The organism is Meiothermus ruber DSM 1279 (genome assembly GCF_000024425.1).
Classification (GTDB): Bacteria; Deinococcota; Deinococci; order Deinococcales; family Thermaceae; genus Meiothermus; species Meiothermus ruber.
Map to the genome: position 1 here is coordinate 1117370 of NC_013946.1, position 14224 is coordinate 1131593.

General features: G+C 62.2%; 13 protein-coding genes. 11 read left to right on the forward strand and 2 right to left on the reverse strand.

Annotated features, from left to right (window positions below):
- The first annotated feature begins 99 nt into the window (after positions 1-99).
- The 11 genes from MRUB_RS05625 to MRUB_RS05675 all read left to right on the forward strand — a co-directional run bounded on the left by MRUB_RS05625 (position 100) and on the right by MRUB_RS05675 (position 12597).
- On the forward strand, positions 100-1452 hold the full coding sequence (locus tag MRUB_RS05625) for an ABC transporter permease subunit (protein ID WP_013013395.1): 1353 nt from the start codon (positions 100-102) through the stop codon (positions 1450-1452).
- Positions 1452-2780 carry a sugar ABC transporter permease gene (locus MRUB_RS05630; RefSeq protein ID WP_013013396.1) on the forward strand — a complete coding sequence of 443 codons (1329 nt, stop codon included), beginning with the start codon at positions 1452-1454 and terminating at the stop codon, positions 2778-2780. The genes MRUB_RS05625 and MRUB_RS05630 overlap by 1 nt, the downstream gene beginning before the upstream one ends.
- On the forward strand, positions 2777-4519 hold the full coding sequence (locus MRUB_RS05635) for a glycoside hydrolase family 13 protein (RefSeq protein WP_013013397.1): 1743 nt from the start codon (positions 2777-2779) through the stop codon (positions 4517-4519). Before MRUB_RS05630 ends, MRUB_RS05635 begins: the two co-directional genes overlap by 4 nt.
- Positions 4520-4727: 208 nt before the next feature.
- Positions 4728-5105, forward strand: a complete 378-nt coding sequence (locus tag MRUB_RS05640; RefSeq protein ID WP_156113831.1) for a cupredoxin domain-containing protein — start codon at positions 4728-4730, stop codon at positions 5103-5105.
- 25 nt (positions 5106-5130) lie between these two features.
- Positions 5131-5541: a thrombospondin type 3 repeat-containing protein gene (locus MRUB_RS05645; protein WP_013013399.1), complete on the forward strand. Its 411-nt coding sequence runs from the start codon at positions 5131-5133 to the stop codon at positions 5539-5541.
- A 60-nt stretch (positions 5542-5601) separates the two neighbouring features.
- Positions 5602-6303, forward strand: coding sequence for an SDR family oxidoreductase (locus MRUB_RS05650; RefSeq protein WP_013013400.1), 702 nt, complete (start codon positions 5602-5604; stop codon positions 6301-6303).
- A gap of 255 nt (positions 6304-6558) precedes the next feature.
- Positions 6559-7761, forward strand: coding sequence for a sugar ABC transporter substrate-binding protein (locus MRUB_RS05655; RefSeq protein WP_013013401.1), 1203 nt, complete (start codon positions 6559-6561; stop codon positions 7759-7761).
- A 140-nt stretch (positions 7762-7901) separates the two neighbouring features.
- Positions 7902-8936 (forward strand): S1C family serine protease, encoded by a 1035-nt coding sequence (locus MRUB_RS05660; RefSeq protein WP_013013402.1) that lies wholly within the window; start codon positions 7902-7904, stop codon positions 8934-8936.
- A gap of 102 nt (positions 8937-9038) precedes the next feature.
- On the forward strand, positions 9039-10379 hold the full coding sequence (locus tag MRUB_RS05665; protein WP_013013403.1) for an aminotransferase class III-fold pyridoxal phosphate-dependent enzyme: 1341 nt from the start codon (positions 9039-9041) through the stop codon (positions 10377-10379).
- Positions 10380-10645: 266 nt separating this feature from the next.
- Positions 10646-12151, forward strand: a complete 1506-nt coding sequence (gene malQ / locus MRUB_RS05670; RefSeq protein ID WP_013013404.1) for a 4-alpha-glucanotransferase — start codon at positions 10646-10648, stop codon at positions 12149-12151.
- A gap of 35 nt (positions 12152-12186) precedes the next feature.
- The gene (locus MRUB_RS05675; RefSeq protein WP_013013405.1) at positions 12187-12597 is read left to right on the forward strand and encodes a VOC family protein; all 411 of its coding nucleotides are present in this window, start codon (positions 12187-12189) and stop codon (positions 12595-12597) included.
- Here MRUB_RS05675 and MRUB_RS05680 read toward each other — a convergent pair.
- Together MRUB_RS05680 and MRUB_RS05685 are read right to left on the reverse strand one after the other, a co-directional pair.
- Positions 12584-13144 carry a 5-formyltetrahydrofolate cyclo-ligase gene (locus MRUB_RS05680; RefSeq protein ID WP_013013406.1) on the reverse strand — a complete coding sequence of 187 codons (561 nt, stop codon included), beginning with the start codon at positions 13142-13144 and terminating at the stop codon, positions 12584-12586. The genes MRUB_RS05675 and MRUB_RS05680 overlap by 14 nt on opposite strands.
- Positions 13145-13176: 32 nt before the next feature.
- Positions 13177-14217: a serine hydrolase domain-containing protein gene (locus tag MRUB_RS05685; RefSeq protein WP_013013407.1), complete on the reverse strand. Its 1041-nt coding sequence runs from the start codon at positions 14215-14217 to the stop codon at positions 13177-13179.
- Positions 14218-14224: the final 7 nt, after the last annotated feature.

Sequence of the window (14224 nt, forward strand, 5' to 3'; positions counted from 1 at the left end):
AGTGGTCTTACAAAATGGGGCCTTCGAGTATATGCTATGGGCGTTCAAAAAGGTACGTTGGTTGGGCAATCCCAAGCAACGCCCACGACGGAGGTCTATATGCATCGTTCTCCACCTGGCGCTCGAGGTTTTTTGATCGCTATTGGGCTGTTGGGCGGGGCCCTGACGGTGGCTGCGCTGGCGGGGCTCCTGCTGTTCTGGGCCTTGCAGGCGGCTTTCCCCAGGCCGGTAGAAGAAGGTTATCCGGGCTACCTGATCCTGATTTTTGGCGCGCTCGTCCTGATTCCCATTCTGGTTGTACTGGGGCGCAGGGTGCCCTACCTCACCGACTGGTACTACCTGCTTCCAGCCATCACGTTCTTGCTAGCGTTCACGGTATTTCCCATCATCCTGACCACTTATTACGCTTTTACCGATTACACCGGCCTGCGCAACGGCAAACCCGACCGCTCCACCGAAACCGCCATCGTGCGGGTAGAGGGGCGGCAGTTATTCGTGGAGGGCAATGCCCACGACCTCTTGCGCTGCGATGAGCCCGACTGTGCCGGCCAGGCCCTGGAGATCACCACCCGCACCCAACGGGCCCGTGTCCGGGTCGAGCAGGCCAGCGGCAATACCATCACCCTCACCGCACCCCCACCCTTCGCACCCACCCTGGTCTACAAGATCAACGAGTTCCGGTTCATCGGCTTCCGCAACTTTGTGGAAATCTTCAGCCGGGCTGGTACGGTGCTGATTCCCGTGCTGGTCTGGAACATCATTTTTGCGGCGGGGGCGGTGGTGGTGGGGGCCATCCCCGGGCTCATCCTGGGCCTGATGCTCAACAACAAGAACCTGGCCTTGCGGGGTTTTTATCGCACGGCCCTGATTATCTCCTGGGCCATCCCGGTGGTGATCAGCGTGCAGATTTTTACCGCGATGCTCAACGTGCAGTTTGGCCCCATCAACCGCCTGTTGGGGTTGCTGGGCGCTTACCCCATTCCCTGGCTGACCGACCCCGAGTGGTTCAAGGTATCGGCCCTGCTGATCTGTCTATGGTTGAGCTTCCCTTACTGGATGACGGCTACCCTGGGCGCGCTCTCCACCATCCCGGATGACGTCTATGAAGCAGCTAAAATTGACGGGGCCAACGGTTTTCAGACCCTCACCGGCATCACCCTGCCCCTGTTGCGTCAGCCTTTTATTCCGTTGCTGCTGGGCTCTTTTGCCTATAACTTTAACAACTTCGGCCTGATCTACCTGATGGGCCCCCAGCCAGGGGTTGAGGGGCGGCCTTCCACTGCCCAGGCTGGCGATATCCTGATCACCTGGGCCTATAAAACCGCCTTCCAGGCCGATGGAGGACAGGCGTATGGCCTGGGTGGGGCCATCTCCATCCTGATTTTCTTCCTTACCATGGCGATTAGCCTGATCAACTTCCGCTTTACCGGGGCTTTGCGGGAGGTGCGCTGATGGCCGCCATTTTGCGCTACCTCGGTTGGGCCCTGTTTGGGCTGCTGGTGGCCTGGGTGCTTTTTGTTTACTTCCCTGGCCTGCTGGCCCGCATCCAGCCCAACACCCCCCCGGGCTTCATTCGCGTTGAGAACGGCTGGGTCTATGCCCTGGGCGGTCTTTTGGTGGCCGTGGGCCTGATTGTGCTGTACGCCTGGCTGGCCACCCTGGTGTCCAACCGGCGGGCCCAGCGCAAGCGCAGTTTCTGGCCGCTGGTGGGGCAGGGGCTTACGCACCTGTTCATGTTCCTGGTGCTGGTATTTGCCTACTACCCGGTGCTGCAGATTCTGGCGGCTTCGTTTGACCCCCGCAACACCCTTTACCGCATCCTGCCCCCCGCCAGCGACAACCTGCTGGTGCGGGCTCGAGTGGTACCGGACTTTTCCCAGCTGAGCTGGGAAAACTACGCCAAGCTGTTCGATGGTTTTATTCTCTACCCCTACCAGGCTTTTTTGCTCGTGGTCGCGGCGCTGTGCTTGTTGTTGGTGCTGGTGCTGGCCGCCTACCGCCGCCTTATCGGCGATACCGATAGCGACAGCAGCCTGGGGAAGCTGCAGGGGCACAGCCTGGCGGCTTTTGCTATCCTGAGCTTCATCCTGGTCATTTTCCTTTCCCCTGAGCAGTTCACCGGCCAGGGCACCGAGGCCAAATTCGTGCTCTGGGTGCGCAATACCCTGTTTGTCTCGGGCATTACCGGCATCCTGGCAGTGCTGCTCACGGCCACGGCGGGTTACGCCTTCGCCCGCTTCAACTTTCCGGGCCGTTACCCCATGCTACTGGTCTTTATTTTCATCCAGATGTTCCCCGGTTTCTTGGGGCTGGTAGCCACCTACGTTTTGATCTCCAACCTGGGCCTGCTGAACACCTTTACCGGCCTGGTGCTGGCCTACTCGGGCGGGATTATCAGCTTCGGCACCTGGGTGTATAAGGGGTTTTTGGAGAGCATCTCCAAAAGCCTGGAGGAAGCCGCCCTGATCGACGGGGCCAGCAAGTGGCAGGTGTTTACCAAAATCCTGATGCCGCTTTCGGCCCCCATGTTCGTGTTCATCTTCTTGTTGCAGTTTGTGGGTACTTACTCAGAGTTCATCGTGGCCAACCTGTTCCTCACCGGTGTGGACTCCTGGACGGTGGGGATGGGTCTGCGCAACTTCACCACCGGGCAGTTCTCCACCCGTTGGGGGCTGTTTGCGGCGGCCTCGGTGCTGGGTTCGCTGCCCATCTTGCTGACCTTCTACGGCTTCCAGCGCTACTTTGTTTCGGGGTATACCGCAGGCTCGGTGAAAGAATGAGACACTACCACGACTGGGAGCCTTTTTGCGTAGACCCCCTGAAGCCCGAGCTGGGGCAGGAAATCACCCTGCGCCTGCGCACCCCGGCCCGGGCTGGTTTTCTGATCCTCGAGCGCTACGGCGAGGTGGAGCGGCGGCCCATGAAAGCCGTGCCGGGCGGGCTGGAAATCAGGCTCCCGCTTCACACCTCCCCTTTGCGGTACTGCTTTTTTCTGACCGAGGAAAAGGCCTACCTCGCAGCAGATGGGCTACAGGGCCCCATGCCCCGCTACGACAAGTTTTTTCACCTGCTGGCCCAGCCCACCGTGCCCGACTGGGCGGTGGGGGCGGTGTTTTATCAGATCTTTCCCGACCGCTTTCGCAACGGCAACCCCCACAACGACCCCCAGAGCGGTGAATGGGTGTATATGGGCCGGCCCATCGTGCGCAAAGAGTGGGACGAACCCGTGAGCTACGGGCCCGGCGAGGGGCCTATCCAGCACTATGGGGGCGACCTCGAGGGCATTCTGGAGAAGCTCGACTACCTCGAGGCGCTGGGCATCGAGGCCCTCTACCTCAACCCCATCCTGCCCTCGGGCTCCAACCACCGCTACGACGCCAGCGACTACCACAACGTAGACCCCCACCTGGGGGGCAACCCGGCCTTCGAAAAGCTGGTCGAGGCCCTGCACCAGCGCGGTATGAAGCTGGTACTGGACGGGGTTTTCAATCACATTGGCAACACCCACCCCGACTTCCAGAAAGCCCTGCAAGACCCCACCTCCCCCGAGGCCGGGCAGTTTACTTTTTACGCCGACGGCTCGTACGCCGCCTTCTACGGGGTCAAAACCCTGCCCAAGCTGGACTACGCCAACCCCCTCACAGTGGAGCGCTGGATTGACGGCTACCACGCCCCGGTGCGGCACTGGATTCGCAAGGGGGCCGATGGCTGGCGGCTGGATGTGGCCCACCAGATGGGCGAAGGGGGCACCGACCGGCGCAATGCGGAAATCCTGCGCCTGATCAAACACAACAGCATGGAGGAAAACCCCGAGGCCTTGGTGTTTGGCGAGCTGTTCTTCGACACCCTGCCCACCCTGCGGGCCCACACCCTGGATGGCTCCATGCACTACGCCGGGTTTGCCAACCCGGTGATGGAGTGGTTATCGGGCAAAAACGTGTACGGCTGGGAGGTGGCGGTCTCGAGCCAGGCGGCGTGGGATACCCTGTGGGACCATTACACCGCCCTGCCGCTGCAACTCCGCCAGAGCATGTACACCCTGATTAGCAGCCACGATATTCCCAGGGCCCTGTGGCGGCTCTCGGGGGATGTGCAGCGCTTCAAGCTGGCGTTGGGGCTTCTCTTTACCTTTCCCGGCGCGCCGGGCCTCTACTACGGCGACGAGATCGGGCTCGACCAGGCCAACCCCTACCACGACTGGAACGGCGACCCCATGTGCCGGGGGACGTTTCCCTGGGATGAGCGCCGCTGGAACCACGAGGTGCTGGCCTGGGTCAAAACCCTCATCCGGCTCAAAAAGAGCGTACCGGCCCTGCGGCGGGGGGGCTTGCTGCCCTTGCAGGTTACGGAGCAGTGCCTGGCCTTCAGGCGCATGTATCAGGGTGAGGAGGTCTGGGTTTACGCGGCCTTGGAGCCCCTCGAGGTCGTACTGCCCAGGGTGGAAAACCTGCTAACCGGCCAGACCCAGACCGGCCGGGTTCGCCTTTCGGGCCTGGGGGTGTTTCGCCTGTTGCAATAGCTGGGTGCTCAAAATACTTCGGGTCTTTGGGCAATAAAAGTTTGTTGGCTCGAGGTTGTGGCCGACCGGGTGTTCAGCTTATGAATCCGATCCGGTGGTCTGTGCGTAGCTAGGGGTGGAGGTGAAAGATGCGCGGGTCGAGACCCCCTTAAGGGAAGCCAGGGTTGTTTTGAGGGCTGGTGCCTGGTACAGGATGTACACTGGGTTTGTGCGGTGGTTAGGAGTGTTTGTGCTGCTGATTGGGCTGGTCTCCTGCCAGCCTGCTGCGCCGAAGGCCTGCGTTGTGATTCGGGCGGTGAGCGTGGAGGCGGGCTTTAAGGTGGGCAATACCGATAGCCCGGATGTAACCATCCAAAGGGGCGACTGCATCGAGTTTGTGAACGCTGATCCCAGTTCGTCCCATACGGTGCAGACGAAGCCTTTTTCCAATCCACCAGAGGAAATCCCCGCAACCAACTTACCCTACGAGCCCAATAGATTCAAAAAAGTGTTCAACATCGCGGGCGAGTACGAGTACATCTGCTCGTTGAGCACAAACAACGTGGCGCACGCCCGAACCATGTACGGCAAGATCACCGTTCGATAGTGACGCGGCCCCAAAGGAGGGCATTGTGCGAAAAATCAGTTTTTGGGTTTTGATGTTGGTCGTGGTTGCGATGCCGCTGGTGCAGGCTCGAGGCCCCTATCGCTTGCAGGCCATTGCGCAGTTTAACCTCGTGGCCGACAATGGCGAGGTGCGTACGGTAACCTGCCAGTACTGCCATGTGAGCCCCAACGGGGGCGCACCCTGGAATGCCTTTGGCAATCAAGTGCGGGCAAACTTCAAAGGTAGCATTGGCGAGGCCCTATACGAGGCGCTCAAGGCTATGAAAGACTCGGACGGGGATGGCTATGCCGATGTGCTCGAGGTGTTTGCCGGCACCCTGCCGGGCGATGCCAGCAGCAAACCCCTGGTAACCGCGCAGTTCCTCATGCAGAACCTGGAAAAAGCGGGTGGGGTGGATATCTATAAACCCAAATAACCGAGCCTGTTGGTGAGGGCGAACACAAGGTTCGCCCTGTTTTTTTTGCAGTATGAGCGCATGAGTGGTTTGCGTGGGAAAGTGGCCCTGGTTACCGGGGCTTCCTCTGGAATTGGCCTCGAGGTCGCTAAGCAACTGGTGGCTAACGGTGTGGGGGTTGGTTTGTTTGCCCGAAGCCAGGCCAGGCTGGCCCGCCTGGCGGCGGAACTGGGTAACAGCCTGGCCCTGCCGGGCGACGTGACCCGCTACGAAGACCTGGAGCGGGCTGTGCAGCAGCTCGAGGCCCATTTTGGCGGCCTGGACTTTCTGATCAACAATGCTGGAATAGGTATTTTCAAACCCGTGCACGAACTGACCCCAGAGGAGTGGCAGCAGGTGCTGCAAACCAACCTCACCGGCTCCTTCTATGCCACCAAAGCCGCCGTACCGGCCATGCAGCGCCGCGGCGGGGGGTACATCATCAACATAGGTTCGCTGGCTGGGAAAAACGCCTTTGCCAACGGAGCCGCTTACAACGCCAGCAAGTTTGGCCTGCTGGGCTTTTCCGAAGCGGCTATGCTGGATTTGCGCTACCACGGCATTCGGGTGAGCAGCATCCTGCCCGGTTCGGTGGACACGCCCTTTGCGGGCAACAGCACCGGGGCCCCCTGGAAGATTCAGCCGCAGGATATTGCGCAGGCCGTGCTGTACCTGCTGCAAAGCGATCCCCGCATCATCCCCAGCCAGCTGGATCTGCGGCCCAGCCAGCCACCCAAAAAATAAAACCCGTCTCCGGCTGGTTTTTGCGCTTTCCCTTGGTGGGGGCTGGTATGGCACCTGGCGGAAAATGTGCGGCTGGGCCTGTGCTTGGCTTTGGAGCAATTCCGGGCCCTTTACTTGCAGATTGGATGTAGTAAGATACCTCTGACGCAGAAGGTAGACTTCCAAGAGCGACGTTGTGGACAACGTGGAAGCGCTGCCATCGAGTGTCGTCGGAGCGGCCAGGGTCTGTGCTTGAACCCGGCCAAGGAGGAAGACATGAAGAGAGGTTTTTGGATTGGGGCTGTGGCGGCCTTGAGCCTGCTAGGCTCCGCTATGGCGCAAGGTAAGCTGACGGTCTGGACTCATTACGGCGGCCCTGAGCTGGCCTGGCTCAAGCAGACCGCGGCCAGCTTTGCCAAAAGCAGCGGTACCCAGGTTGAGGTGGTGGAGGTACCTTTTAGCGATATCCAGAATAAGTTCATCCTGGGGGCGCCCCAGGGTCAGGCGGCCGACCTGGTGGTGAGCATCCCCCACGACTGGGTGGGGGCGATGGCGGCTGCGGGGGTGCTCGAGCCTATGGGCAAGTACGCTACCCGTAGCTACATTCAAAGCCTCTCGGATGTGGCGGTGGATGCCCTCACCTACCGCAACCAGCTTTTCGCGCTGCCCATGTTCGCCGAGGCCGTGGCCCTCATCTACAACAAAAAGCTGGTCAAGGAAGCCCCCAAGACCTGGGACGAGTTCCTGAAAATTGCCCAGGACAACACCAAGGGCAACTCCTTTGGCTTCCTCTACGACCTGGCCAACCCCTACTTCAACTACGGCTGGTTCACGGCCTATGGGGCCAGCGTGTTTGGCCGCACAGCCCAGGGCGTGGATGCCAGCCAGACCCGTCTGGGCGGGGATGCGGGCAACCGCGCGGTGAGCTTTATCAAAGACCTGCGCTACCGCTACCGGCTGGTTCCCGAGGGGGTGGATTACGGCGTGGCCGATAGCGCCTTCAAGGAAGGGGCGCTGGCCATGATTCTCAACGGCCCCTGGGCGGTTGGCGAGTATAAAAAAGCCAACATCGACTTTGGCATCGCCCCCATGCCCAACCCCCCCGGCGGTGGGCAGTGGCGCCCGTTTGTGGGGGTGCAGGGCGTGGCCATGAACGCCTACTCGCGCAACAAGACCGCGGCGGCTAACTTTGCCAAGCTGCTGGTGAGTACCCAGAACCAGGTGGCCTTTAACAAGGCCGGTGGCCGCCTGCCGGTTTCCAAGCAGGCCGTGCAGCAACTGCGCAACGACCCGGTGGTGGCCGGTTTCTCGGCGGTGATCGCCCTTGGCACCCCCATGCCCAACATCCCCGAGATGGGTAAGGTCTGGGGGCCCTGGGGCAACGCGCTTTCCCAGGCGGTGCAGAAGTCGGACACCAACGTGGCCCAGATTGTGACCGCTATGGTGGCTGAGATTAACCGCGGTCTTTCCGGCCGATAAACCTTACCTGCCGAACCCCCTTCCTGGAAGACGGGAAGGGGGGTGCTGTTTGTATGAGAGAAAAGAATGTGCATCCCCCCATCGTCAAAAAGTGACCATGCGCTACCCTTGTCGTATAACGCTGTCTTCAGGAGACCGAGATGCGGCGTTTTGGGTTGCTTGCTCTGATCCTCGGCGCGGTGGGCTGGCTGGCGGCTGTGATTCAAGCCCAGCCGCTGCAAGCGCCCCGCGCCCTCACCTCTGAGGTGCGCGCGGCCCTCGAGCGGGTCTATACCCAGGCCCTTCCGGCGGCGGTGCGCATCGAAACCGTGCCTGAGGGCACGGGCTCCGGCTTTTTCATCAGCGCCGATGGCCTGGTGATGACCGCCTACCACGTCATCGAGGATACCCGCAGCTTCCGGGTGATCAACTCCAAGAACCAATCGTTCGCCGCCGAACTGGTGGGCTACGACGAGTTTCGTGATATCGCCATTTTGCGCGCCAGGGTAGAGGAGCCGGTGCAGTTTTTGCCCCTCGAGACCACCCTCGGCCCACGGGTGGGCGAGCCCTTGCTGGCTATTGGGAACTCGAGGGGCCAGTTTATCGCGCCCCGATACGGGCTGGTTAATACCGTCGAGCGCGATATTTTCCCCTTTTTCAACTCCATTGCCATCTCCACCACCATCCCTTTAGCCCCCGGCGACTCGGGCGGCCCGGTGCTGAACCTGGCGGGGCGGGTGGTGGCGGTGGTGGTGGCGATTGGACAGCCCAATGGGGTATTCGAAAGCTACCTTTCCCCGTTGCAAGGCTTGGATGAGGTGATTGCGCAACTGCGGGCCGGCCGCAGGCGCGATGTGCCCTACATTGGCGTGCAGCTTTTCCAGATTGACGATGAAACCGCAGCCACCCTGCGCATCCCCAGGGAAGGGGTTTTGATCCAGGGCCTGCTGCGCGGTGGAGCCGCCGAGCAGGCGGGTTTGCGCGGCTTTGCTATTCGGCGTGAGAACGGTCGAGAGGTCTACGAGTTTGACGTGATCCTCGAGGCCGATGGCCGCCCCTTCAACAACGTCACCGAGTTGCAGCGCTACATTCGCAGCAAAGAGGTGGGGGACACCGTTGTCCTTACGGTGCGGCGGGGGCAGCAGATACTAAAAGTTGAGCTGCGGCTAACCCCAAACCCCACACGGCGCGGTTAGACCGGCGGGCTTACAGACCGGTTTTTGGACACTCTGACCATTGCCTCCCCCCGCTGTGAGGGCTACCATTGAGGCAACCAGATACCTAAGGGAGGCTCGGGTATGGAACGCTCGTCCAAGGAAGTTATCCAGGAAAACCGCGACTACACCTTGTTTTCGTGGTCGGTGCAAAGCGCCGCCAATCCCATCCATATGACCCGCTCCAAGGGTGTGTGGTTCTGGGATGGTGAGGGCAACAAGTGGCTGGACTTCAGCAGCCAGCTCATCAACATCAACGTGGGCCACCAGCACCCCAGGGTGCTCGAGGCCATCAAGAAACAGGTTGACGAGCTGTGCTTCGCCGGCCCCAGCTTTGCCACCGAGCCTCGAGGCCAACTGGGCAAAAAGCTGGCCGAGGTGACCGGGCTGGCCAAGTCGTTTTTCTGCCTGGGCGGGGCCGAGGCCAACGAGAACGCCATGAAGATAGCCCGCCTGTATACGGGCCGGGACAAGATCATCACCCGTTACCGCTCCTACCACGGGGCCACCATGGGGGCCATGACCGCCTCGGGCGACCCCCGGCGCTGGCCGGTGGAGCCGGGTGTGCCGGGCATTGTGCGGGTTTTTGATCCCTACTGCTACCGCTGTCCTTTTGGCAAAACCCCGGATAGCTGCCAGCGGGAGTGCGTGAGCCACATCGAGGAGGTTATCCAGCTCGAGGGCCCCCACACCATCGCGGCCATTATGGTAGAGGGGATTACCGGCTCCAATGGGCTTTTGGTACCGCCCGACGACTACTACCCCAAGCTGCGGGCTTTGTGCGACAAGTACGGCATCCTGCTTATTACCGACGAGGTGATGAGCGGCTTTGGTCGCACCGGCAAGTGGCTCTCCACCCAGCACTACGGTATCAAGCCCGACATCGTGACCTGCGCCAAGGGCCTTACCAGCGGCTATATGCCCTTGGGGGCGGTGATTGTTTCCAAGCCCATCGCCGACTTCTTCGAAGACCACATGCTCTGGGGCGGGCTGACCTACTCCGGTCACCCGGTCTCGTGTGCAGCAGCGGTAGCCAACCTGGCGGTGTACGAAGAGGAGAACCTGTTTGAAAACACCCTCGAGCAGGGCCGCTACCTGGGGGAGCGCCTCGAGGCCATGCGCAAGAAATACGCCTGTGTGGGGGATGTGCGCTATATCGGGTTGTTCAGCGTGCTCGAGCTGGTCAGGGACAAAACCACCAAAGAGCCCCTGGCGCCCTTCAACGGCACCTCGCCCGAGATGCAAAAACTGGCGGGCTACCTCAAGTCCAGGCACATCTACGCCTTTAGCCGCTTCAACATGCTGTGGGTCTGCCCACCCCTGGTGATCAACCGCGAGGAACTGAAATACGGCCTGGATGTGATTGAAGAGGGGCTGGCCCTGGTAGACGAAGCCCTGGGCGTGGTCGGGGCCGCTGCCGACTAACGCACAGCTTCTCCCCGCCTGCCCCGGTTATCTTTCGCTGGGGCGGGTCAGTTATTGTCTGGAGTGAGGCCAGCTGCGCTAAGGAAAGCCGGAGTATCCGTGATCAACGGACTACAACGTTTTGTAGAAGGCGTGGAGGGGTACATCGCAGGAAGCTAAAAGCAGCCTATCGGTTTTGGGATTGATTTCCTGGCCCCTTTACGGTTTGATTTTCCCCATAGAAGCGCTTCCATAATGTGCCGGTCTGGGTATAGACTAGCCTTGCTATGCAACTCCAACGCGCTTTTGGAATTTTGCTCCACCCCACCAGTTTTCCGGGTCGCTGGGGGATTGGGGCTCTGGGCCGCGAGGCCGAGCGGTTTTTGGACTGGCTGGCCGATGCGGGAGCCCGCTGGTGGCAGGTCTTACCGCTGGGCCCTACCAGTTACGGCGACTCGCCGTACCAGTCCTTCTCGGCTTTTGCCGGTAACCCGTATTTGGTTGACCCCGAGATGCTGATTGAAAAAGGCTGGCTGGAACAAAGCGAAGCGCCCCCGCCGTATCCGACCCAGCGCGTGGATTATGGCTGGCTTTACCAGACCCGCTGGCCCCTGTTGCGGCGGGCTTTCGCGGGGTTTCGGGCAAGGGCTTCGGCCCAGGATAAGACCCGACTGGAAGCCTTTATCGAGGCCGAGCGCTTCTGGCTGGAAGACTATGCGCTCTTTATGGCCCTCAAGACCCGGTTTGACGGCAAGCCCTGGAACGAGTGGAGCCCCGAGCTGCGCGACCGTGAACCGGCTGCCCTGGCCAGGGCCCGTGAGGAGCTGGCCGAGGAGGTGGCCCTTTACGAGTGGATTCAGTGGCTTTTTTATCTGGAATGGGGCCAGACCAAGGCCTATGCCGAATCCAAGGGGATTCAGATTATCGGCGATATGCCCATCTTTGTGGCCTTCGATTCCTCAGATGTCTGGGCCAACCCGCAGTACTTCTACCTCGAGGCCGATGGCAACCCCACGGTGGTGGCGGGCGTTCCGCCGGACTACTTCTCCGAAACCGGCCAGCTCTGGGGCAATCCGCTCTATCGCTGGGATGTGATGGAAAGGGACAACTTTGCCTGGTGGATTGCCCGCATAAGGCAGTCGCTCAAGCAGTGCCACCTGGTGCGCATCGACCACTTCCGCGGGTTTGAAGCCTACTGGGAGGTTCCGTTTGGCCGGCCCAATGCTGTGGAGGGGCGCTGGGTCAAAGCCCCAGGGGAGAAGCTGTTTGCTGCGGTGCGGGCCCAACTGAGCGATGCGCCCATCATTGCCGAAGACCTGGGGGTGATCACCCCCGAGGTGGAGGCTTTGCGCGATGGCTTCGGGTTCCCCGGCATGAAGATTTTGCAGTTTGCTTTTTCCGGTGAGGACAACGCCTTTTTGCCCCACAACTACCCCGCGCACGGCAATGTGGTGGTGTACAGCGGAACCCACGACAACGACACCACCCTGGGATGGTTCCGCACCGCGCCGGAGGCCGAGCGGGCCTTCATGCGGGCCTACCTGGCCCGCTATGGCATCCGTTGTTTGTCGGAATACGAGGTCGCGGGCGCTTTGATCGAGCTGGCCTTCAAAAGCCCGGCCAAGCTGGCTATTGTGCCTTTGCAGGACGTGCTGGGGCTGGGCCCCGAGGCCCGCATGAACTTCCCCGGACGGCTGGGGGACAACTGGGCGTGGCGCTACGCCGAAGGCGACCTCGAGCCCGGTCTGGCCGCGGGACTGCGGGCCCTGGCCGAGGCCAGCCAGCGCGCTTGACCGTGAGCCGGCAGATGGGTTTTGATGGAGCCAGTATGGGCATTGCAGGGGTGCTCGAGACCTGTGTCTACGCGGGCGACCTCGAGGCCGCCCGGGGCTTTTACCAGGGGTTGCTGGGCCTGGAGCTTTTCGCCGAGCAGCCGGGGCGGCATCTGTTTTTTCGGGCCGGGCCGGGGGTTTTTCTGGTCTTCAACCCCCAGGCCACCCAGCAGGAAACCACCCTGCCGCCGCATGGGGCCTTAGGCAGCGTGCACGTGTGTTTCCGGGTGGCCGCAGAGGAGCTGCCAGGCTGGGCGGAGCGCCTCGAGGCCCACGGCTACCCGGTCACCTGGGCCGAGTGGAAAGCCGGCCCCAGCCTGTACGTGCGCGACCCGGCCGGCAACCTGGTGGAGCTGGCTCCTGCCGCGATCTGGGGTCTGCCCGACGGCCACCTCAAACCCCAATGATCTGATGGGGGGTGGCGATCAGATCTACCCTTCGTTCGGGCGGGCAGGGCAGCTCATCAAAAATCATCAGGGTGTGGGCCAGGGTAACCCAGGGCGCGGCCACCTGCAGGTCTTTGTAGGGGAAGCCATAGCCTTTGCCGATCCAGTGTCGCTGCTCGTCCACCGCCACGCTCCCCACCAGCACCAGGTCGATGGTGGTCTCTTTTAGCTCGATGGGTTTGCCTAGCTGGGCCACCTCCCGCACCCGCTTGAGTTGGTGGGGTAAGAGGCCCTCGAGGCTCAGGTACCGCCCGGCTTTGTCGGGGTGGGGCATGAGGACGATTTTGCCGGACTTCAGGGCGGCCTCGCGCAGCGGCTTGAGCACCTGGTCGGGCCCGGCCAGGATCACCGTCGCCAACTGCCACAGCCGGAGGCCCATCAGGCGCTCGGCGGCGCGGCTGGCCCCCACAAAGTTGGGATGATGCCCGTGCGGTGGGGTGGGGTAGGTGGCGGCCCGGTGCTGGGCCAGGGCGTTCCAGACCAGTTCGCGTACTTCACCTTGCGTCACGGCGGCAGTCTAGCGCATCCGGCGGCTTTGGGCTAACCCTGCCCGGTCAGGAGCAGGCGCAGAAAAACCGCATCGGAGAAGCCGGTTCGGCGCCCGGCCAGGCTTTCCACAATGCCCTCGGCCTGCCGCACCACCACCAGCCTGAGCTGGCGGCTGATGTAGAGGCGCTGGTCGCCCGCGCCAGCGGCGATGACCAGGTCGTCGGGGAGGCCGGGGATACCGGCCAGCGAGTCGATCTCCCGTCCTACGCGTCCAATGGCCGCGCGCTGGGCTGGGCTGATGGGCCGTCCCAGCCACCAGGTCAGGCCGTAGATGGGGTTGACCCTCGAGGGCTCAAAACACTTTTGCAGCAAAGCCTCGTCCACCACCTGCCGGCCCTGCCAGCGCCCGCCCTGGCGTACCAGCTCGCCAAACCGGGCCCAGTTGCGGGCGGTGAGAAAGGCCCCGGAGGGCAGGTGGGGGTGGCCGTCGGGCCCCCGGCGCCAGAAGGCGTACTCCAGGCCAATGGGCTTGAAGATGCGGCGCGTGAGGTACTCGAGGGGGTCACCCTTCAGCTTGCGGCGCATCAGCTCACCAAAAATCTGAAAGGGGATGGGGCCGTAGGAAAAACGGGTGTCGGGCGGGGCCTCGGCGGGGGTCTCGAGGGCGGCCTGGTAGGTGGGGGGGCGGGCCAGGTTGCCGCCGGGAATGCCGCTGGTGAGGTGGAGGAGCTGGCGCAGGTTGATTTGCGAACGCCAGGGGTCGTCCTGCCACTCGGTCAGGGTCTGGGCCAGGGGTTCTTCCAGCGAAAGCAGGCCGTCCTGCACAGCGGCCACGGCCATGACGCCGCTGAAGCTTTTGGTGCCGCTGGCCAGTTCGTGGGCGCGGCTGGGGCGGCCTTGGCCCGGATAATCCTCGAACAGGATCTGGCCGTCCACCATCACCAGCAGCGCGATGCCGCGGTGATGGGCCGAGTACGAGGCGGCCAGTTGGTGGTGGCGGGGGTTGCTGGGGTCGGGGGCGACTTGCGCTAGCACAGAGGGGCCGGCCAGCAGGGCCGAGGCCAGGCCTTTGAGTACGGTGCGACGGTGCATGGGGGTA